The organism is Burkholderia cepacia GG4 (genome assembly GCF_000292915.1).
Lineage (GTDB): Bacteria > Pseudomonadota > Gammaproteobacteria > Burkholderiales > Burkholderiaceae > Burkholderia > Burkholderia cepacia_D.
The window spans coordinates 1,459,415-1,480,831 of the sequence record NC_018514.1 but is presented as its reverse complement, the minus strand read 5'-3'; the positions used below and the strand labels follow the sequence as shown (position 1 = coordinate 1,480,831).

Annotated in this window: 13 protein-coding genes; 6 read left to right on the top strand and 7 right to left on the bottom strand. The window is 67.7% G+C overall.

Annotated elements, in window-relative coordinates:
* Positions 1-65: 65 nt before the first annotated feature.
* From GEM_RS22345 to GEM_RS22315, 7 genes are all read right to left on the bottom strand, one after another.
* Positions 66-554, bottom strand: coding sequence for a hypothetical protein (locus tag GEM_RS22345; RefSeq protein ID WP_014899671.1), 489 nt, complete (start codon positions 552-554; stop codon positions 66-68).
* Complete coding sequence (pgaC, locus tag GEM_RS22340; protein WP_014899670.1) at positions 532-1,803, bottom strand: poly-beta-1,6-N-acetyl-D-glucosamine synthase; 1,272 nt, start codon at positions 1,801-1,803, stop codon at positions 532-534. The genes GEM_RS22345 and pgaC overlap by 23 nt, the downstream gene beginning before the upstream one ends.
* Entirely contained in the window at positions 1,800-3,893 is a 2,094-nt protein-coding gene (gene pgaB, locus GEM_RS22335) for a poly-beta-1,6-N-acetyl-D-glucosamine N-deacetylase PgaB (protein ID WP_014899669.1), read from the bottom strand. Before pgaB ends, pgaC begins: the two co-directional genes overlap by 4 nt.
* Before the next feature lie 15 nt (positions 3,894-3,908).
* Positions 3,909-6,611: a poly-beta-1,6 N-acetyl-D-glucosamine export porin PgaA gene (gene pgaA / locus GEM_RS22330; protein ID WP_014899668.1), complete on the bottom strand. Its 2,703-nt coding sequence runs from the start codon at positions 6,609-6,611 to the stop codon at positions 3,909-3,911.
* Between the two features lie 104 nt (positions 6,612-6,715).
* Positions 6,716-7,510 (bottom strand): hypothetical protein, encoded by a 795-nt coding sequence (locus GEM_RS22325; protein WP_014899667.1) that lies wholly within the window; start codon positions 7,508-7,510, stop codon positions 6,716-6,718.
* A gap of 77 nt (positions 7,511-7,587) precedes the next feature.
* A complete protein-coding gene (locus GEM_RS22320) occupies positions 7,588-8,016 on the bottom strand; it encodes a hypothetical protein (protein ID WP_014899666.1) in 429 nt (142 codons plus the stop codon).
* Between the two features lie 687 nt (positions 8,017-8,703).
* The gene (locus GEM_RS22315) at positions 8,704-9,699 is read right to left on the bottom strand and encodes a LysR substrate-binding domain-containing protein (RefSeq protein WP_014899665.1); all 996 of its coding nucleotides are present in this window, start codon (positions 9,697-9,699) and stop codon (positions 8,704-8,706) included.
* Positions 9,700-10,344: 645 nt separating this feature from the next.
* Between GEM_RS22315 and GEM_RS22310 the strand changes: the two genes are divergently transcribed.
* The 6 genes from GEM_RS22310 (at position 10,345) to GEM_RS22285 (ending at position 21,254) form a co-directional block, all read left to right on the top strand.
* A complete protein-coding gene (locus GEM_RS22310; protein ID WP_014899664.1) occupies positions 10,345-11,760 on the top strand; it encodes a circularly permuted type 2 ATP-grasp protein in 1,416 nt (471 codons plus the stop codon).
* A gap of 64 nt (positions 11,761-11,824) precedes the next feature.
* Positions 11,825-12,766, top strand: coding sequence for an alpha-E domain-containing protein (locus GEM_RS22305; protein ID WP_014899663.1), 942 nt, complete (start codon positions 11,825-11,827; stop codon positions 12,764-12,766).
* Positions 12,767-12,774: 8 nt separating this feature from the next.
* Positions 12,775-13,749 (top strand): transglutaminase family protein, encoded by a 975-nt coding sequence (locus GEM_RS22300; protein WP_014899662.1) that lies wholly within the window; start codon positions 12,775-12,777, stop codon positions 13,747-13,749.
* A gap of 91 nt (positions 13,750-13,840) precedes the next feature.
* Positions 13,841-17,275, top strand: a complete 3,435-nt coding sequence (locus GEM_RS22295; protein WP_014899661.1) for a DUF2126 domain-containing protein — start codon at positions 13,841-13,843, stop codon at positions 17,273-17,275.
* A 227-nt stretch (positions 17,276-17,502) separates the two neighbouring features.
* Entirely contained in the window at positions 17,503-20,109 is a 2,607-nt protein-coding gene (locus tag GEM_RS22290; RefSeq protein WP_051138035.1) for a circularly permuted type 2 ATP-grasp protein, read from the top strand.
* Complete coding sequence (locus tag GEM_RS22285) at positions 20,103-21,254, top strand: transglutaminase family protein (protein WP_014899659.1); 1,152 nt, start codon at positions 20,103-20,105, stop codon at positions 21,252-21,254. Before GEM_RS22290 ends, GEM_RS22285 begins: the two co-directional genes overlap by 7 nt.
* Positions 21,255-21,417: the final 163 nt, after the last annotated feature.

The following is a 21,417-nucleotide window of genomic DNA, read 5'->3' as shown; positions in this document are numbered from 1 at the left end:
GATTTCAGGAGCGGCGCCGCGTCGCGCGGCATGCATCCCGCGCGACGCGGCCCGTCTCCGGTGACCTACTCGCGGGGCTGCGGCCCCGCATGCGCGACCCATTCGATGCCCGAAATCGAGCCGTTCGCATCGTGCGATGCGACGAGGATGCGGGTCGTGCGCCGCGCGCCGCGGCGGCGGGCGCCCGACAGCGCGTTCGGTGGCACCGAGCGCATCTTCACGCTGGCCGAGCGTCGCAGCATCTTCGATGCGCGCAGCCGGTACGCGAGCGGATGCACGACACGCCCCGCGATCAGCCAGGTGACGATGGTGCCGGCGATCAGCGCGATGCTCGTCACGTAGAACACGATCTGTTCGATCGGCATCTCGGCCTGGTTGAACGGCAGCAGGTAGCGGTAGGTGTAAATGCAGATCGATGCCCACACACCGCCGACCAGCGCGGGCCGCACGAGGCGGAACCAGACGACCAGCACGGACCCGACGATGACGCCGCGCTCGGCGATCATGTCGCGCGGCGCGCGCAGGGAAAGGTCAATAATCGGCGCGTTCTTCATGTTGAATGCCTCGGTCGGGGCTGACCCATACGGCGCGCTTGCCGCGGCCCCGCAGTACGACAGCGGGCAGGGCGACGACGGTGGTGATCATGCTGATCAGCCAGAAGGCGACGGGGTACCAGACGGTGTCAAGGAAATACATCAGGAGTTTTTCGTCGTAACGACGATCGATCATGCTGCCGATGATCAGCTGCAGGATGCAGGTTGCGACCAGCAGCATCCCGTGCCAGTGCGGCACCACGGACACATGCCAGTCGGGCGGAAGCGGGTAGACGACGTCCACGAGCGCGAGCAGCAGGATGAACGACATCGAGTACGCCCACGCGATGCCGATCAGGTACTCGGCGAACAGCGGCCACATCATCATCTGGGTCGGCCGCGCGAGCGTGCCCGCGTACTTGAGCAGCACCTGGATGCCGCCCTTCGCCCAGCGCAGCCGCTGCCGGTAGAGGCCCTTCAGCGTCTCGGGCATCAGGATCCAGCTGAGCGCGTGCGGCTCGTACACCACGCGCCAGTCGCGGCACTGCAGCTTCCAGCTGATGTCGATGTCCTCGGTCAGCATGTCCGAGCTCCAGTAGCCGACGTCGGCAAGCGCGGTCTTGCGGAACATCGTGACGACGCCCGACACCGTGAAGATGCGGCCGTACACCTGCTGCGTGCGCTTGATCAGCCCGACGATCGACGAGAACTCGCCGACCTGCATGCGGCCGAGCAGCGACGTGCGCGTGCGGATGCGCGGGTTGCCGGTGACCGCGCCGACGCCCGGGTCGGTCAGGAAATGCTCGAGCATCCAGCCGATCGCGTCGTGCGCGAGCAGCGAATCGCCGTCGATGCACAGCAGGTATTCCGCATTCGATACCGCTGCGGCCGTGGTGAGCCCGACCGCCTTGCCTTCGTTGCGCGCGTGATGGATCACGAGCAGCCGCGGGATCTCGACGGCCAGCGCGTTGAGGATCTCGCCGGTGCGGTCCTTGCTGCCGTCGTTGACCGCGATGATGTCGTAGTTGGGGTAGTTCATCGCGTTTAGGTGGCTGATCACGCTGCGCGCGTTCGCCGCTTCGTTGAAGCACGGCACGACGATCGAGATCTTCGGGATGCCGCTCGACGCGATGGTGCGCGTCGACAGCTCGCGGCCTTCCTCGAGCAGGAAGTAGTGCACGACGCCGCCGATCATCCACAGATACGACATGAAGAACGGATAGTAGAAGACGAAGTCCTGCAGGCGCTGGATGATGCTGTGGGTGGTCATGGCGTCTTGGTCCCTTGTGCATGTTGCATCTGCATCAGCGCGTTGATCGAGGTCGGGTCGAGGCGGGACTTCAGCGACATCACGTCGCGCATCGCGTCGAGATCCGGCTGGCCGTTCAGGAAGTTGTCCGGGTAGTAGCCGAAATTCACCGCGCCCTTGCTGCGCAGCCGGCGCATCTGCGCGAGCAGCGTGCTGGCGGGCACGTCCTTGTGCGCGTGCCAGTCGTACGACTGCAGCTCGAACACGGTGCGCTGCATTCCGCGCTGCTTCGCGCTGACGGCACGCACGAGCTGGTCCAGCCATCCGTCGGGATCCTTCGCCTGCTCCATGTACGGCATCGCCATCAGCGCGACGTAGTCGTAGGTGGTGAGGAAATCGTCGTAGTTCTGCGCGTACCATGCTTCCGACTCGGGCTTCAGCACCGGCAGCGCGAAGATGTTGCGCGCGGTCAGCACGTCGCCCACGTTCTGGTGGGCCAGCACGATCTGTTCGAGCTGGCGGGTCAGGTCGATCAGGTAGCGCGACTTCTGGCGCGTCCAGCGCTTCATCAGGTCGGGACTCTCGCGGATCTTGCCGACGTCGGCCGGCAGCCCCCACTGCGAATAGGTGCGCAGCGCATGCTGGCTCGCGTCCTCGTAGTCGTCGAGCACCGCGTCGTCGCTGAACAGGATGCCGCTGAACGACGCGTGCTTGCTGAGATCCTCGTAGATCTGCTGGATCATCAGCCGCGCATCCGGATCGAACGGGCTCAGCCGGAACACGCGCGTGCCGTTCTCGCGGGCCGGCGCGCCGCCGTAGGCGCTCACCGCCTCGAGCCCGCGATGCTTGTCGGCCGGCGGGCGGAACGCGAGCACGGGCATCCACGCATACACCTGCACGTTGGAGCGCGTGTTGAGCTGCCACGCGGCGCGCGAGAACAGGTCGGCGCGCATCGGCAGGTGCCGGTTCGGGAAATACACCGATTCGGCGACGCCGGTGCCTTTCGGGTCCGCATACGCCTGCAGGTACACCGATTTCGGCTGCATCCGGTAGATGCGCTCGATCAGCTTGCCGAGATTCGCCTCCTGCCGCGCGGGATCCGGATCGTAGACCTGGTCGAGGTCGACCTGCACGGTGCGCTCGGGCACGTCGACGTCGCCGCGGTTGGAGGCCGGCTCGCGCATCGAGCGCTCGAACCCGCCGATGTCGACGTCGTACATCATCAGAATCCGCCGCAGCCGGTCCAGCGGCACGTCCGGCGTATTCGGGCCGGCATCGAGGCTGAACTGGATGTCCATGCCGAGCGACGTCGATATCTTGCGCACGGGCTGGTTTTCCGCGCCGTATGGCCACACCATTGAGCGTGCGACGATGCCGGTGCGTTCGCGGATCTGCCGCACGCATGTCTGCAGGTCGTTGTGCACGCGCGTTTCGAATTCGGCGTCGGTTTCATAGCGCTTCTCGTCCTGCAGGTAGAGGTGCGACGTGGTCGCCGGCAACTCGTTGCCTTGCGGATTCGCGACCGCGCCGTGATGGAGGTTGTGGGTGTGGCACCCGAGCTCGACGAGGTGCGACTGGCCGAGCTTCTGTACCTCGTCCCACGACATGAAGTAGTCGCGCGGCACCTGAATCTTGTCGCTGATGCGGATCGGCGCATCCAGCGGCGCATCGATCCACGCGGTGACGATGCCCATCACGGCCGGATACTTGAAGCGCTCGAGCAGCGGCAGCACTTTCGTGTAGTGGCTGCGGTAGCCGTCATCGAACGTGAGGAGCACTGAGCGCGGCGGCAGCGGCTTGCCGCCGTGCCGCGACTCCTCGATCTGCTTGACCGTGATGGTGTGGTAGTTGTTGGTCTGCAGCCACGAGAAGATCGCGGTCAGCGTGCCGGTATCGACCGCGAACGGGTCGACCATTGCCGCCGCGGACGCGAACGACGCCATCAGGTTGTCGCGCACGTCGTGCATGCAGATCACGCGAAACGTCTTGCCGTCGGCTGGATCGGACGGCGGCAGCAGGTCGATCATCTTGGCATTGGTCACGCCCGGGAACAGCGAGCAGGCGGCAAACGTGCCGAGGCATCCGCACATGAAGGTCCGTCTGTTTTGCATGGCCCGATCTCCTTGCTAGAAAGGCAGGTTGACCGACAGGAAGCCGGTTTCGGAGCGCTCGCGCTGGCCGTCGTAAGCGTGGCTGCTCACCTCGACGCCATAGCTCAGCGTGATGTCGTGCTTGAATGTCCATGCATGCTCGAGGCGCGCGCTCCACAGCGGGCTGGAGCCGAAGCCGCGCTCGTTGTACACGCCGCCGGACACCGACACGCGCTGTTGCAGCGACATGTCGCCCTTCTTCCACAGCGTCAGCTGGTGCATGACCGTTGCCGCGGCCGCGTAGTCGCGCCCCGGGCTGAAGTACGGCGCATTCTGCCGCGTGTTGCTGTCGGTGCCGAGTTCCAGCGATACGTTGACGAGCTGCTTGGCTGACGTGTACACGCGCTGCGTGGCGGTCGCCGCGATCTCCTGGTGCAGGTTCGAATCGCTGTAGCGGCTCACGCCATAGCTCAGCTTGATCTCGCGACGGTCGTTCTGGCGATACACGACCGAGACGTTCGCGGAGCGGCCCCAGATGTGCGCGGCATACGCCTTCCACGGCAGCGAGTTGTCGTTGCTGTCGACCGCGCCGGTGACCGTCCAGTAGTCGTTCAGTGCATACGCGATCGACCCGCGGCCGCCGGTTCGGCCGTCCGTGCCGAGCGAGCGCGTGACTTCGCCCTGCACCGTGAGCGGCCCGTGCCGGTAGTCGCCGCCGATGCCCGTGCGGGTGCGGCTGATGTTGCCGGCGTCGGTTTGCGCATAGCCGAAGAACGTATGCGAGAACACGCGCCAGTTGTCGCCGAACGGTTGCGAATACACATAGCTGTCCGACGTGAAGCTGTTGTCGGCCAGTGCGCTGTTGCCGTGCTCGTAGCTCAGGTCGGTCGTGAACACCGGGCTGCGGTACGCCTTGTAGTCGCGCTTGAAGCTGCGCACCGCGCCGCTGTCGGGGAACGTGTTGTCCAGGGTCTGGTCGACGTTCTTCGCGGTTGCATAGTCGTCTGCCGTGAGCGATGCGCGGCCGAGCCCGGCGAGCATCTCGACGCTGTCCGGGTGGTCGGTCAGCGACGCGTGATACATGGCGATCGCCTGGCGTGGATGCGACTGACCCGACACCGCGTCGGCGTGCGCCGCACGGACCTCCGCGTTGAACGGCACCTCTTTCTCGAGCTGTTCGAGCGCGGTGATCCCTTCGTCGACGTGACCCGTGAGGATCAGGTACTGCGCGCGCAGCCGGTAGTAGCGCAGATAGTCGCTTTGTTCCGGGCCCCAGGTACTCACCTGTTGCGCCGGCGGCAGCGACTTGCCCATCTCGTCGAGCACCTGCTTCGCTTCCGGTGCGCGTCCCTGGTCGACGTACGACCAGAACAGTCCTTCGCGCAGTTCGATCGGCCGCGTGCGCGCGCCATACTGGAAGCCGCGGGTCGCGCGGTCCGACGGCGACGCGGTCGCCTGCGTCAGCGCGCGCTGGTACACAGTGTTCGCCTTGCCCGGTTCGCTCAGGTACAGGTACGCGTCACCGACGGCCGCCAGCGCGTCGATCGAGATTTCCGCGTCGGGCGGAATCGTCTCGAACGTCGCGACGGCCTTCTTCATGTCGCCGCGTGCCGCGTAGGCGACCGTCCGGTCGCCCGCAAGCGCCGTCCTGACCGGCGAATACTCGGGCGTCACCGGCATCCGCTTGTCGAGGTCGTCGGCCGCGAGCAGTGCGCTGTCGATCCCGTCGAAGCGGTCGGCACTCGTCATCGAGCGCGACTTGTCGCGCCCGCCGCGCACCTGCTGCCGAATCGACAGTTCTTCCAGTTGCGCGATGTCGACGGCCGAGAACGCGTCGGGTCGCGCCTTCGCTTCGTCGAGCGCCTTGATCGCACCGCCGCTCGCGGCGAGGCCGAACACGTCGTTGCGCACGGTCGCGACGTCGGCGGTACGGAGGTTCGGTGCCTGGGCATTCGGCGTCTCGACGTCAGGCGTTTGTGAGGTTTGCGTCGGCGCGCCGGGCGTCTGCGCATTCGGCGTCGGGGTGGGCGGTGGTTGCGCGCCCGGCGCCTGGGTCACGGGCGCTGCCGGGTTCGGCATCGGCGTGCCCGATGCCTGCGCGGTTTGCGTCCGGCTGCTCGGTGGCGCGGTAGTCTCGGCCTGGGCGGCTTGCGGCGGGGTGGACGATGACGGTGCGACCGGCGTTGATGCGTGTGATGGCTGCGGGTCCGAGCGCTGGGCAGTCTGCATCGGAGCGGCTGAAGCCGTTGCGGCGGGTGTCGACGTTTCTGGAGCGGCGATGTCCGACGCCAGGGCAATCTGTATCGGCGCGTTCGAAGTCTGCGCGACCGGCGTCGGTGTATTCAGCGATTGAGCAGCGGCAGCCTGATCGTTCGGTTGAGGCGGGTCCGGCTCCACTACCACCGTCGTCGGCAGATTCGGCGGCTGCGGGTTCGAAGCCTGGGCGATCTGCATCGACGCATCCGAAGCCCGCGCGATCGGCGTCGGCGCATTGGGCGGCCCGGTGGTGGCGTTCTGGGCGATCTGCATCGATGCGCCCGTTGGCTGCATGCCGGGCGGCAGCGCATTCGTCGCACCGTTGGTCCCGGCGATTTCGCTGGCGCCGCCCGGTTCCGCATCGCCTTCGACGGAGAAGCACGGGCCGGACGCGACGAGCAGCAACAGCAGTGGCGCATGCAGGAGGATCCGCCGATTGGGCGGAGCGACGGTGGTGCATTGTTGTTTCCGATTGTTGGCCACGGTGTGTCCTCACTCTGAAACGATCACAACGGTTGCACGCCCGACGACGCTCGCTGCTGACCGCCGCTGCGCAGGGCCGCGAGGCCCGGATGCATCCGGCTGGCTCAAAGGCGATTGCGGATCGCTTGTCCAAGCAATGCGCGCGATTCGCTGTTCTTCGGGTCGATGGCGAGCGCTCGGCTCGCGTTATGCTCCACGCAGTGCCACTCGTCGATCTGGGCACACGAGCGCGCCTTGGCGAGTGCGCGCGCACCTTCCAGGTCGTTGCGCGTGACGCTGGCGGCCTGCAAGTGCGCCGTACCGGCGAGATACGACTGCGGCCGCAGCGTCGGCGCGGAGGCCGGATGGTTTCTCGTGCGTGCCAGCGCCTGTGTGCGTGACGACCGGTGCGCGTCGCCCGGACGCGCAGCGCGCCCGTGGGCCGGTGCGGCATGCGCGCTGGCCGCGAGCGTCGTGGACGGCACTTGCGCGGGGCGCGTGCGTGTCGCGGCGGCGCGGGCGGTCGGCGGGGGCGGTGCGTCAGGCTCGGCCGCGGCCGAGACGGCGGGCGTTGCCGACGCAGCCGATGTAACCGGCGCGACCTGCATGACCGGAGCGACCGGAGCCACTTGCGCCACCTGCGCGACTGTCGTCGCCGCCTCGGCAGACGCCGATGCGCCGAATGTGTCAGCGGTCGCGGTCACGATCGCCTTGTGGTATTTCCCGACGGCGGTGCGGATCACACCCGCAATGTCGTGCGTCACGCTTGCATGACCGACTCCCGGGGCGCGCTCGACGTACGCGAAGGCACCGAAGATCACGGCAAATGCAATGATGCTGAGTGCCGCGCTCTTTCCCGGGCCCCAGGAGGGTTTCGGCTGACGGATGGGCGAGCCGTCCGGTCGTTCTGCACGAGTCATTCAATCCTCCTGGATGAGTTGGATTGCTGCGCATAACGCGTTCCCGCACGCCGTCGGCACGCGGATTCGACTGACGTTCACCACCGCAACTGCGTGGTGAGTGCACCTGTTTCGACGACCGCGAACTGGGTGGCCCCCTGATAGGTCCCTTCGACCCGGTAACTCGCATCGGGCACGCTGAACAGACAGCGCGGCCCCGTTGCCTTGAATTCGACGAGCACGCGGCCATGCCGTCGCAGCCGCACCTGCACGTTCGACAGCGGTTGCCCGTTCGCGCCCGATACGAACGAGACGCCGAGGTTGTACGGGCGGCCGTCGGGGGGAAGTGGCGCCGTGCCGTCGATCCGCGCGTCGCCGCAGATGTACGAAATTACGTATCGCCCAGGGCTGGCGTCGGACGCAGGCGGCTGGGTCGGGTTCTGGGGCTGGGCTCCGGCATTGAAACAGAGCGCGGATACGGCGATGCCGAGGAGCGGGCGAGCGTGCTGCTTGAACGAGGAAGACATTGCAACCTCCATCCGGAATCAATGACAGCGCATTTATTCCGAGTCGAAATTCGCGGTGTTTTTTTGCGACACGCTATTGATACACGAGGGGTTTTGAACAAACAACCACGTGTGGACGGAATGGAACGGAATTTAAAGGTCTTATTTAAGTAGGATTTGGACGTATTCGTATGATTCGGTTAGCGCTGAACAAAGTCGATATTGCCGAATATGAAGATTGTTCAGCGGTAGTGATGACCCACGGAGATTTTACAACGTAAGAGGTCGCGAAATTCGTACCGAAAAATAACGACTGTTAAAAGGAAGTTTTGCCTCTGGATGCGAGGAATTACGATGGGGTTCGGCGTATGGGTTGGAGAAATCGAAAAACAGGGTGCGACGTTTTTGGCGTCGATCGGCATCGAATGAAAATCGAAACTTTTAATTTGTTCTGTAACAGGGTATTTCTGCCGTCTGAATCGGCAGATTATTCAGGGCCGTGCTGGATTCGGCAGAAAAATACGGCGCGGACTCGCAAACGTTTGGCAGTTGCTTGCGATTGATCGAGCGTGCGATACACGAATCGATTATGGAGCGGAAGCGAAGAATGCGCTTTTGCAGAAAAGCATCGAGTGCCGGCGCGACTGCGGTTTCATCCGCATCGCGCGCCGGGGGATCGTAGGTGAGCAGGTGATGCGTGAGGCCGCGTTACCGGCTGCCGCCGACGCTGCGGCGCGCGATGCGCACGGCCGGCGCGATCGGCTGGTCGGTTGCGATCGTGCCGTCGGCGGCGGCGCGCGGCCGGTTCATGATGTAGGTCCACAGCTGTTCGGCCGCGAGCCCGCGCTTGCGTGCCGACCGGTAAAGACGAATCTCGAGTTCGGTGATCCAGTCCGCCGAGCCCGCGCGGACCAGCGCACCGTCCGCGAGCTCCTTCGCGACACAGCTTTCCGGCAGCCAGCCGATCCCGTGTCCGGCCACGACCATGCCCTTCAGCGCCTCGGACATGTGGGTCTCGAAGCACCGGTGCAGCGCATACGATTCGGACGCGTTCAGCAGCAGCATCTCGACCACGTTGCCGAGGAATGCCCCCGACGAATACGCGAGCAACGGCAGCGGCGCGTCCGGCGTGCCCGGCAGTGCGAATGCCGGCTTGCCGTGCGCATCGGGGGTCGACACCGGCAGGATCCGTTCGACGCCGAGCGTGACGAACGGGAAGTGATTCGGGTCGAGCACGATCGGCAGCTGCGGATGGTGATAGCCGAGCAGCAGGTCGCATTCACCTTCGACGAGCTGCTGCACGCCTTCGGGCACGTTCACCGCATTGACGCGCGCGGTCACGTGGCCGACCTCGCCGTTCAGTTGCTTGAGCCATTCGGGAAACAGCGTGAACACGAGCGTATGCGCGACCGCGAAGCGCACGACCTGGTCGCTGGCCGCGAACTGGTCGTAACCGTTCACGAGGTTGCGTGCCGCATACATGCTGCGCAGGATGTCCGCGGCCAGCCCGCGGAACATCTGCCCGGCGGGCGTCAGCGCGATCGGGTTGATGCTGCGGTCGACCAGCTTCGCGTCCATCCACGTTTCGAGCGCGGCGATTCGTCTGCTGAATGCCGACTGCGTGAGGTGCCGGTGCCGCGCGGCCCGGGAAAAGCTCTTGGTATCCGCCAGGCTCAGGAAATCTTCCAGCCACTTTGCTTCCATGTCGATCTTCGCTTTTTATAGTCGGGCGCCACCGGTGCGGCGGCGCCGTTTCGCTGCACGAACCTTCTAGCCTACCGTGCCTCGTGCGCGCGCAGCCGATGTTTTTTTTCGATCGGTGTCAGTCGAAATATGCATGAGCATTGTCGGCGGCATTACGGCTGCATAAGTTTGAGGCGCCGGACCCGGCTAACCGGTTAGTTCATCGCGTCGAACGACGGTGTGCCGCAGACGGTACTTCCCCAGGGCCGGCCGCGCGGTTGGCGTGGCTGGCCCGCCTTTCCCTGTCGCGCGGTGCGACGGTCCGGGGTGGTGCCATCCCGGCCCGGAAACGCCAGGCGGCAGCCCGGACGACCCGTGCGGGGGCACGGTTCGACGTCACGCGCGGGGCCGGCGCGGGCACGCATTTGGTGCGGTGCAGATTGCACATGCGTGACACGCGGGAGAACTATGTTGGACAGGTGCGGCATCGATGCCGCGTGACGGGCCGTCGCTGCACCGTCGTGGTGCGGCATGGCGCGCGGGTGTGCGTCGTATCGCACAAAAAGGGGGGAATCGAGCGGATACGGCAAGGCACGTTCCTTGCGAAGCAGTGATTACGCCGGTCCGGCATGCGCAATGCCGGGGAGAACGATGGAGAACAATTCGATGAAACCGTTCGATGAAATGTTGCAATCCGGCGACATGGTCAGAGCGCCTTATGCGCGCCTGAAGCAGTGGCTCGACACGCAGAACCCCGCGAGCCTCGCCCAGAAGGCCCACGATGCGGAGGGCGTGTTCCGCAAGACGGGCATCACGTTCGCCGTTTACGGCGACGCGCAGGCCGCCGAGCGGCTGATTCCGTTCGATATCGTGCCGCGCATCATCTCGGGCGCCGAATGGAGCCGGCTGTCGCTCGGCATCGAGCAGCGGGTGATGGCGCTCAACGCGTTCCTCGACGACATCTACCACCGCCAGGAAATCGTGCGCGCGGGCATCGTGCCGAAGCACCTGATCGCGCACAACGAAGCGTTTATCCCGGAGATGATCGATTTCCGGCCGCCCGGTAACGTTTACACGCACATCATCGGCGTCGACATCGTGCGCACCGGCGAAAACGAGTTCTACGTGCTGGAGGACAACGCGCGCACGCCGTCGGGCGTGTCGTACATGCTGGAAAACCGCGAGACGATGATGCAGCTCTTTCCGGAGCTGTTCCAGAAGGTCAAGGTGCGCCCGGTCGAGACCTATCCGCAGATGCTGCGGCAGTCGCTCGCGGCCGTGTGCCCGCCGGGCGGCAACGCCGACAACCCGACGATCGCCGTGCTCACGCCGGGCATCCACAATTCCGCGTACTACGAACATTCGTTCCTGGCCGACCAGATGGGCGTGCACCTCGTCGAGGGCAGCGACCTGCAGGTGATCGACGGCCGCGTCGCGATGCGCACCACCGAAGGCTTCCGGGCGATCGACGTGCTGTACCGCCGCGTCGACGACGCGTTCCTCGATCCGCTCACGTTCCGGCCCGATTCGGTGCTCGGCGTGGCCGGGATCATGGACGTCTACCGCGCGGGCAACATCACGATTGCGAACGCGCCGGGCACCGGCATCGCCGACGACAAGGCGATCTACTCGTACATGCCGGAGATCGTCGAGTTCTACACGGGCCGCAAGGCGCTGCTGGAGAACGTGCCGACCTGGCGCTGCGGCGAGGCCGACAGCCTGAAATACGTGCTCGACCATCTCGACGAACTGGTCGTGAAGGAAGTGCACGGCTCGGGCGGCTACGGGATGCTGGTCGGGCCGTGCGCATCGAAGGCGGAACTCGAGGCGTTCGCCGCGAAGCTGCGCGCGCGGCCCGCGAACTACATCGCGCAACCCACGCTGGCGTTGTCCACGACGCCGATCCTGACCGAAGCCGGCCTGGCGCCGCGCCACGTCGACCTGCGGCCGTTCGTGCTGGTGTCGGACCGGATCCGCATCACGCCGGGCGGGCTCACGCGCGTCGCGCTGAAGGAAGGATCGCTCGTCGTCAACTCGAGCCAGGGCGGCGGCACCAAGGACACCTGGGTGCTGGCCGACTGAGCCGGACACGACCGCGCGCGCCGCAGCCGGTGCGCGAACCGAACGAAGACGGAGTGGACACGAGATGCTTCTGGGACGAACTGCGAGCGGTCTCTACTGGATGTACCGCTATATCGAGCGCGCGGAGAACATCGCGCGCATCGTCGATGCCGGGCTGCGGATGGCGCTCACGCGCACGTCCGACGCACCGGCCGAATGGTCGTCGGTGCTGGTCAGCTCGGGCGCGGACGAAGGCTATCGTCAGAAGTACGACGCGTATGCCGCCGATACCGTGACCGACTACCTGCTGCGCGACCGCGACAACCCGTCGAGCGTGCTGTCGTGCATCGAGGCCGCACGCTCGAATGCGCGGATGGTGCGCACGGCCCTCACGCGCGAGGCGTGGGAGAGCGTGAACGGCGCGTGGCTCGCGCTGTGCCGCGCGTTCGCGCAGCCGGTGCCGGAGAGTGCGCTGCCGGCGGTGCTCGACGAGGTGAAGCGCGAAACCGCGCTGATCCTCGGCAGCTTCTACAGCACGATGCTGCGCAACGAGATCTTCGATTTCGCGCAGATCGGCGCGTTCGTCGAGCGGGCCGACAACACCGCGCGCATCATCGACGTGAAATACCACCTGCTGCTGCCGTCGGTGTCGCACGTCGGCACCATCCTCGACAACTACCAGTGGGAAACGATCCTGCGCTGCGTGGCCGCGCACCGGTCGTATCGCTGGGTGTACGACGTGCAGTACAAGCCGATGAACATCGCCGACTACCTGATCCTGAACGGCCGCATGCCGCGTTCGCTGCGCTATTGCTACGGGCGGGTCGTGTCGAGCCTGAACCTGCTCGCGAAGGATTACGGCGTGACACATCCGTGTCACGACACGGCCACGAAGATCCTGCAGATGCTGTCCGACACCTCGGTCGAGCGGATCTTCAAGAGCGGCCTGCACGAGTTCCTGACCGACTTCATCGGCCGCAACAACAGCCTCGGGATCGACATCGCCCAGGCCTACAACTTCGACTGAGACTTGCCATGCGACTCGCCATCCGACACATTTCGCGTTATCAGTTCGACGATCAAGCAACCCATGCGCTGCAACGGCTGCGGCTGCGCCCGCAATCGGGCCCCGGGCAGACGGTGCGCGCATGGCAGGTCACGATCGACGGCGTCGAGCCGACGCTGTCGTATGCGGACGGGTTCGGCAACCGGATCGACCTCGTGCGCCACGACCGCGGCGCGAAGCACGAGATCGTCGTCGTCGCGGCCGGCGTCGTCGAGACGCAGGACCGCGCGGGCATTCTCGGCAACCCCGAGGGCTATGCGCCGCCGTGGATCTTCGAACGCGAGACCGAGCTCACCAAAGCCGGCGACACCGTGCGCGAACTCACGCAGGCGCTGCCGATCGAGCCGCACAGCCTCGATGCGCTGCACTGGCTGATGACGGAGGTGCACGGCCGCATCGCGTACGCACCGAACCTGGCCGATGCGCCGGTCGATGCCGAAACCGCGCTGCAAAGCGGCGAGGGCACGAGCCGCGACCATGCGCATGCGTTCATCGCGGCCGCGCGTGCGCTGAAGGTTCCGGCGCGCTACATCTCGGGCTACGTGCTCGCCGACAGCGCGATGCAGCGCATCGCCGACGCGAAGCAGAGCGCAAGCGGCGGCGACGAGGAGGAAGCGCTGGCGCTGCAAAGCGGCGACGGCATGCAGCAGGCGCTCGGCGCGTCGCATGCCGCGCAGTCGCAGGGCTTGCCGCAAGCGGCGCTCGGCGTGCAGCCGCAGGCCATCGCGCTGATGCAGCAGCCGGCCGGCCACGCGTGGGCCGAGGCGTATGTCGAAGGGCTCGGCTGGGTCGGCTTCGATCCGTTCATGAACCGCTGCCCGGACGAGCGCTACGTGCGCATCGCGGTCGGTCTCGACCATCGCGACGCGCAGCCGGTGACGGGGCTCGGCGCGCGCGCCGTGGGCGTCGAGATCAGCGTCGTGCAGTCGCCGGAACTCGTCTGACCCGACCCTTCGCCGAACCCGCCGTGCCGTGCCGCCGCATCGACGGCGACGCGGCGCGCGGCCGGCCCAACCCGAACCGAGCGGCTCTCCCATGCCCATCCACGTCGCGCTGCATCACACCACCCGCTACCGCTACGACCGGCCGGTCAACCTCGGCCCGCAGATCGTGCGGTTGCGGCCTGCGCCGCACTGCCGGACGCCGATCGTCGCGTATTCGATGACGGTCGAGCCCGCGCAGCACTTCATCAACTGGCAGCAGGACCCGTTCTCGAACTATCTCGCGCGGCTCGTGTTTCCCGAGCGTACCGAGCACTTCGAGATCACGATCGATCTGGTCGCCGAAATGTCGGTGTACAACCCGTTCGACTTCTTTCTCGAAGCCAGCGCGGAGCAATACCCGTTCAGCTATGACGATGCGCTGAAGACCGAACTCGCGCCGTATCTCGTGTGCGATCCGCAGACGAGCGCGGCGCCGCGCTTTCGCGCGTATGTCGACGGCGTCGATCGCACGCCGGCCGGTACCGTGAATTTCCTGGTCGCGCTGAACCAGCAGCTGCAGCGCGACATCGGCTATCTCGTGCGGATGGAGCCCGGCGTGCAAACGCCCGAGCAGACGCTCGAGCTTGCGTCCGGGTCGTGCCGCGACAGCGCATGGCTGCTCGTGCAGCTGTGTCGGCATCTCGGCATCGCCGCGCGCTTCGTGTCCGGCTACCTGATCCAGCTCACGCCCGACGTGAAGGCGCTAGACGGGCCGAGCGGCACGGCGGTCGACTTCACCGACCTGCATGCGTGGTGCGAGGTCTACCTGCCGGGCGCGGGCTGGATCGGCTTCGACCCGACGTCGGGCTTGCTGGCCGGCGAAGGGCATATCCCGCTCGCGTGCACGCCGCAGCCGACCAGCGCCGCGCCGGTCGAAGGGCTGATCGACGAGTGCGAAGTCACGTTCGAGCACGAGATGGCGGTGACGCGCGTGTACGAATCGCCGCGCGTGACGAAGCCGTATACCGAGTTGCAATGGGATGCCGTGCGCTCGCTCGGCGCGCAGGTCGACGGCGCGCTGACGGCCGGCGACGTGCGGCTGACCCAGGGCGGCGAGCCGACCTTCGTGTCGATCGACGATCGCGATGGCGCCGAGTGGAACACCGATGCGCTCGGCCCGACCAAGCGCGGCTACGCGACCGAACTCGTGCAGCGGCTGCGCGCCGAATACGGCGAGGGCGGCTTCCTGCATTTCGGGCAGGGCAAGTGGTATCCCGGCGAGCAGTTGCCGCGCTGGGCACTGTCGATCTTCTGGCGCGCCGACGGCCAGCCCGTGTGGCACGACCCGTCGCTGTTTGCCGACGAGCGCGAGCCGTCCGCCTTCACGACCGACGACGCGAAGCGCTTCATCGACGCGCTGGCCGCGCGCCTCGGCCTGACCGATGAATTCGTGCGGCCCGGCTACGAGGACGTGTGGTACTACCTGTGGCGCGAGCGCCGGCTGCCCGTCAACGTCGATCCGTTCGACTCGCGGCTCGACGACGAGCTCGAACGCGCGCGGCTGCGCAAGGTGTTCGACCAGCAGCTCGACAGCGTGGTCGGCTACGTGCTGCCGATCAAGCGCACGGACGACGTGCCGGGCCGCGATCGGCCGGGCCTCGACGGCCCGCGCTGGCAGACGGGCCCGTGGTTCTTCCGCGACGAACGGATGTACCTCGTGCCCGGCGATTCGCCGATGGGCTATCGGCTGCCGCTCGATTCGCTGCCGTGGGTTGGCAGCGCCGACTTTCCGTTCCTGGTCGAACGCGATCCGTTCGCGCCGCGCGACGCGCTGCCGGACGCGGCCGCGTTCCGTGCGCGCCATGCGGGCCCCGCCGACGCGCCGCGCTATCTGGCCGGCGTGCATCGCGAAGCGCCCGCGCATACGGTCATGCAGTTGCGCAACGACGGCGCGACCGCCGGCGGGCCGCATACGCACGCCGCTCAGGACCCGCACCGCCGCCCAGAGCGCTTCGAATCGGCCGCGTGGATCACGCGCACCGCGCTGTGTGCCGAAGTGCGCAACGGCATCCTGTACCTGTTCATGCCGCCGCTGGCCGCGCTCGAAGATTATCTCGACCTGCTCGCCGCGATCGAGCTGACCGCGCGTTCGCTCGGCGTGAAGCTCGTCCTCGAAGGCTATCCGCCGCCGCGCGACGCGCGCCTCAAGCTGCTGCAGGTCACGCCCGATCCGGGCGTGATCGAGGTGAACATCCATCCGGCCAGAAGCTTCGACGAACTCGTCGACCAGACCGAATTCCTGTACGACGCCGCGTGGCAGTCGCGGCTTTCCAGCGAAAAGTTCATGGTCGACGGCCGGCACGTCGGCACGGGCGGCGGCAACCACTTCGTGCTCGGCGGCGCGACACCGGCCGACAGCCCGTTCCTGCGTCGCCCGGACCTGCTCGCGAGCCTGATCGCTTACTGGCACAACCATCCGTCACTCTCGTATCTGTTCTCCGGGCTGTTCATCGGTCCGACCAGCCAGGCACCGCGCGTCGACGAGGCGCGCAACGACCAGCTCTACGAACTCGACATCGCGTTCGCGGAAATCCAGCGCAACAAGCTGCTGTACGGGCAGGACATGCCGCCGTGGCTCGTCGACCGCGTGCTGCGCAACCTGCTGATCGACGTGTCCGGTAACACGCACCGCAGCGAATTCTGCATCGACAAGCTGTATTCGCCCGATTCGCCGACCGGGCGGCTCGGCCTGCTCGAGCTGCGCGCGTTCGAGATGCCGCCGCATGCGCGAATGAGCGTCGTGCAACAACTGCTGCTGCGCGCGCTGGTCGCCCGCTTCTGGGCCGCGCCGTACACGACGCCGCTCACGCGCTGGGGCACTGCGCTGCACGATCGCTTCATGCTGCCCGCGTTCCTGAAGATGGATTTCGATGACGTGCTGGCCGAGCTGTGCGACGCCGGTTTCGGGTTCGAGCCGGCCTGGTTCGCACCGCACTTCGAATTCCGCTTCCCGCTGTTCGGCCAGATCGCGGTGAACGGGATGCAGCTGTCGCTGCGCGGCGCGCTGGAGCCGTGGCACGTGATGGGCGAGGAGGGCGCGCCCGGCGGCACGGTGCGCTACGTCGATTCGTCGCTCGAACGGCTCGAAGTGCGCGTGACCGGGCTGAACGACAACCGGCACGTCGTGACCGTCAACGGCCGCGCGCTGCCGCTGCAGCCGACCGGCACCGTCGGCGAATACGTGGCGGGCGTGCGCTACAAGGCGTGGGCGCCGCCGTCGGCGCTGCATCCGACCATCGGCGTGCATGCGCCGCTCACGTTCGACATCGTCGATACGTGGCTGCAGCGCTCGCTCGGCGGTTGCCGGTATCACGTCGCGCATCCGGGCGGGCGCAACTATGCGACGTTTCCGGTCAATGCCTACGAAGCCGAGAGCCGCCGGCTCGCGCGCTTCGTCGCGATGGGGCATACCCCGGGGCGGATGGCGGTATCGGCCGCCGCGCCGAGCCGCGAGTTCCCGTTCACGCTCGACCTGCGGCGGCCCTGATCTCCGGATGAAAGGACGGAACACGATGCGCGGTTCTCGACCTCCCGGCGGGTCGGCCGAAGGCGGCCTCGCCGGAATGCTAGGATGCGGGCAGATCGCGGCTGCCCGCCGCGCGCGCCGCAACCGGCCGCCGGTGCGGCGGCGCGCGTGCGCTGCCGCACCCTGACGACGGAACGATATCGACCGTGCCGCCCATTCACCCCGACGATCTCGCCGACGCCGACGCGATGCCCACGCTCTTCGATACCGGCGCGCAGCCGGACGCCGCGGAACTGGCCGCCGCGCTCGCGGCGCCGGCCGCCGCCGGCCGCTACGACGAACTGCGCGGCAGCGCCGCCGGCCTGAACGCGCCGCCGCTCGCAGCTGCGTGGCGCAGCTTCTTCACGTCGATCGGCAGCGACGGCGTGGCCGACCTCGATCGCCGCGCCGACGCGCTGCAGCGGCGCATGCGCGAGAACGGCCTGTTCTACCAGCTGCACGAGCAACGCGCGGGCGACGGCGCGGCCGGGCCATGGTCGCTCGACCTGCTGCCGCTGATCGTCACGCCCGAGGACTGGGTCGCGATCGAGCGCGGCGTGCTGCAGCGCGTGCGGCTGCTGAACGCGACGATGGCCGACCTGTACGGGCCGCAGACGATCCTGCAGCGCGGGCTGCTGCCGCCTGCGCTCGTCACCGGGCACCCGGGCTACCTGCGCGCGATGCGCGGCGCACGCGTGCCGGGCGATACGTGGCTGCATGTCGTCGCGTTCGATCTCGCACGCGGTCCCGACGGCCAATGGCGGATCGTGGCGCAGCACACGCAGGGCGCGGCCGGCCTGGGCTACCTGCTCGAAAACCGCCTGATCGTCTCGCGGCTCTTTCCGCGCGGCTTCCGCGGGCTGCGCGTGCAGCGGCTCGCGTCCGCGTACCGGTCGCTGCTGCAGAGCATGCAGGCGTTGAGCCCGGCCCGCAAGAACTCGCGGATCGTGCTGCTGACGCCGGGGCCGCACAGCGCGACGTACTTCGAGCATGCGTATCTCGCACGCTACCTTGGCCTCACGCTGGTCGAGGGCGGTGACCTCACCGCGCGCGACAACCGCGTTTTCCTGAAGACGCTGCGCGGGCTCGAACCCGTGCACGGCATCCTGCGGCGCGTCGACGATGCGTGGCTCGATCCGCTCGAACTGCGGCCCGATTCGCTGCTCGGCGTGCCGGGGCTGCTGCAGGCCGTGCGCGCGGGCAACGTGCTGCTCGCGAACGCGCCGGGCTCGGGCTTCCTCGAATCGCCGGGCGTGCTCGCCTTCATGCCGCGCCTCGCGGAAGGGTTGCTCGGCGAAACACTGACGCTGCCCGCCGTGCATTCGTGGTGGTGCGGCGAGGCGGCCGCGTGCGACGACGCGCTGCCGCAGCTCGCGCGCAGCATCGTGAAGCCGTCGTATCCGCCCGACGTGCAGGCCGGCGGCGCGTTCGACCCGGTGATCGGCGCGCGGCTCACGCCGGCACAGCTGGCCGAGTGGCGCGCGCGGATTCTGGCGCGGCCCGAGCATTACACGGTGCAAGCCGACCTGCCGCTGTCGCAGGCGCCTACCTGGCCGGGGAACGGCGCCCCCGACGGCCACGGCGGCGCGCGCATCGTGCCGAAGCCGCTGCTGCTGCGCGTGTTCGCGCTCGCCGACGGCGCGCAGCGCTGGCGGCTCCTGCCGGGCGGCCTGTCGCGGGTCGGCACGCGCGACACGCTGTTCAACGCACCGATGCCGCGCGGTGGCAGCACCGTCGATACGTGGGTGATGACCGAAGGCATCGTCGATTCGACGACGCTGCTGCAGACCCATCTCGGCCCCGACGATCTCGTCGAGCGCCCGCGCGCGATCGCGAGCCGCGCGGCCGAGAACCTGTTCTGGCTCGGCCGCTACACCGAGCGCGCGACCAACCTGATGCGTCTCGCGCGCGCCGCACTCGAACGGCTGCGTGGCGAGGACGATGTCGACAGCCCCGCGCACCTGGAGCTGATCGACACGCTGTGCCGCGACACCGGGCTGATCGCGCCCGACGCGCCGAACGCCGTCGATGCGCCGCGTGCGTTCCAGCATGCGCTCGCGACGTCGCTGACGCGCGGCGCGGACCGCACGTCGGGCATCGCGTCCTGCCTGTTCGGGATGCGCGGCGCCGCCGCCGCGATCCGCGAGCGGCTGTCGAGCGAGCAGTGGCGGCTGATCGACGACGCGACGCAACTGTTTGCCGACAGCGCCGACCATCCGGAAGCCGAGGAGCAGATCGGCAACGAGGCGCTGCAGCTGCTCGAGCGTCTGGGGTTGCTGCTCGGCGCGATCACCGGCGCGCAGACCGACAACATGACGCGCGACGACGGCTGGCGGCTACTGTCGATCGGCCGGCAGATCGACCGGCTGGACTTCCTGTGCAGCGTGCTGAAGTTCGCGTTCGAGGAGGGCGCCGTGCAGCGCCAGGACGGCTTCGAGCTCGTGCTGGAGCTGTTCGACAGCACGATCACGTTCCGCTCGCGGTTCCAGCGCGGCTTCGACGTCGCGCCGCTGCTGTCGCTCACCGTGCTCGATACCGACAACCCGCGCTCGCTCGGCTGGGTCGTGCAGGCGCTGCGCGGCCGGCTGACGAAGGTCGAGCGCAGCGAAGGCTATGCGCTGTCCGAGCTGGCCGAGACGATTCCGGACGTCCCGGCGTGGTCGCTGCACGAACTGTGCGAAACCGACGACGACGGCCGGCACGACAAGCTGCTCGACGCGCTCGACGCGACCGAGAAGGCCGTGTGGGATCTGTCGAACCGGATCGGCGAGCGCTATTTCAGCCACGTGCGCGAGGCGGGCAGGACGCTATGGTGACGACGAAAAACGCGGCGAAGACGCGGCCCGCGCCCGGTCCGGGCAGCGCGAAGCCGGCAGCGCCGACCACGCCTGCGACACCGGCCACGTCGACCGCGCCGACTACGTCTGCGGCACCAGCCGCGCCGACCATGCCGACCACGCCCGGGACACCGACCACGCTGACTACGCCGGCTGCCGTCGCGCCCGGCCGCCTGCTGCGCGTCACGCACGACACCGAATACCGTTACGCAGCGCGCGTCGAATCCGCGCAGCACCAGGCGCGACTGCAGCCGCTCGCGACGCCGCGCCAGCAGGTGCTGTCGTTCGCGCTCGACATCGAGCCCGCGCCGGCCGCGGTCGGTACCGAGATCGATGCGTTCGGCAACGCGCGCGCGTCGTTCGCGCTGAATCAGCCACACGACGCGTTGCTCGTGCGCAGCCGCAGCACGGTGCGCGTGAGTCCGCCCGTGTGGTCGCAGGGTGCCCGCGGCGCGCCGCCGCCCGCGATCGCGAACCCCGACGTGCAGCACGCAACGGCGTGGGAAGCGGTGCGCGACCGCCTGCGGTTTCGCGCGGGGCAGCCGTACGATGCGGCGAGCGAATTCGTGTTCGCGTCGCAGCATGTGGCGTGCGATCCCGAGCTGGCCGCCTATGCGGCCGCGAGCTTCACGCCGCAGCGGCCGCTCGTGCAGGCCGCGTGGGACCTGATGCGGCGGATCCACGCCGATTTCGCATACACACCGAACAGCACCGACATCTCGACGACGGCGCTCGATGCGTTGCGGTTGCGCAAGGGCGTCTGCCAGGATTTCGCGCACGTGATGATCGGCGCGCTGCGCTCGCTCGGGCTGGCCGCGCGCTACGTGAGCGGCTATCTGCTGACACAGCCGCCGCCCGGCCAGCCGCGGCTGATCGGCGCGGACGCGTCGCATGCATGGGTCGACGTGTACGACCCCGCATGGCCGGAAGACGGCGGCTGGCTGCAGCTCGACCCGACCAACGACCGCGCCCCGGGCGACGACTACGTGATGTTGTCGATCGGCCGCGACTATGCGGACGTGACGCCGCTGCGCGGCGTGATCCGCGGCGGCGGTGCGGATCAGGAATTGAAGGTCGGCGTGACGGTGGAGCCGCTCGATGCGCCGTCAGGTAGCGCGGCGTGATCGGGCCGGGGGCCGGTCCGTTCGCCGGCCGTTTAAGTCTTCGTTAATTCTGCCTGCCTAGCATGGTGATGCCGGCGAACGGACCGGATCCCGGCCCGGCGCCGGCGGCATGCGCGGGTGCGTCGACGTCACGGCGCCGCGTCGTCGCGCGTCGCCATCCCCT

Excerpts from the sequence above, each read along its gene's own strand:
- GEM_RS22310 (WP_014899664.1), top strand. The coding sequence starts at position 10,345 with ATGAAACCGTTCGATGAAATGTTGCAATCCGGCGACATGGTCAGAGCG.
- GEM_RS22315 (WP_014899665.1), bottom strand. The coding sequence starts at position 9,699 with ATGGAAGCAAAGTGGCTGGAAGATTTCCTGAGCCTGGCGGATACCAAG.
- pgaC (WP_014899670.1), bottom strand. The coding sequence starts at position 1,803 with ATGACCACCCACAGCATCATCCAGCGCCTGCAGGACTTCGTCTTCTAC.
- pgaB (WP_014899669.1), bottom strand. The coding sequence starts at position 3,893 with ATGCAAAACAGACGGACCTTCATGTGCGGATGCCTCGGCACGTTTGCC.
- GEM_RS22320 (WP_014899666.1), bottom strand. The coding sequence starts at position 8,016 with ATGTCTTCCTCGTTCAAGCAGCACGCTCGCCCGCTCCTCGGCATCGCC.
- GEM_RS22325 (WP_014899667.1), bottom strand. The coding sequence starts at position 7,510 with ATGACTCGTGCAGAACGACCGGACGGCTCGCCCATCCGTCAGCCGAAA.
- GEM_RS22300 (WP_014899662.1), top strand. The coding sequence starts at position 12,775 with ATGCGACTCGCCATCCGACACATTTCGCGTTATCAGTTCGACGATCAA.
- GEM_RS22290 (WP_051138035.1), top strand. The coding sequence starts at position 17,503 with ATGCCCACGCTCTTCGATACCGGCGCGCAGCCGGACGCCGCGGAACTG.
- GEM_RS22305 (WP_014899663.1), top strand. The coding sequence starts at position 11,825 with ATGCTTCTGGGACGAACTGCGAGCGGTCTCTACTGGATGTACCGCTAT.
- GEM_RS22295 (WP_014899661.1), top strand. The coding sequence starts at position 13,841 with ATGCCCATCCACGTCGCGCTGCATCACACCACCCGCTACCGCTACGAC.
- GEM_RS22345 (WP_014899671.1), bottom strand. The coding sequence starts at position 554 with ATGAAGAACGCGCCGATTATTGACCTTTCCCTGCGCGCGCCGCGCGAC.
- GEM_RS22285 (WP_014899659.1), top strand. The coding sequence starts at position 20,103 with ATGGTGACGACGAAAAACGCGGCGAAGACGCGGCCCGCGCCCGGTCCG.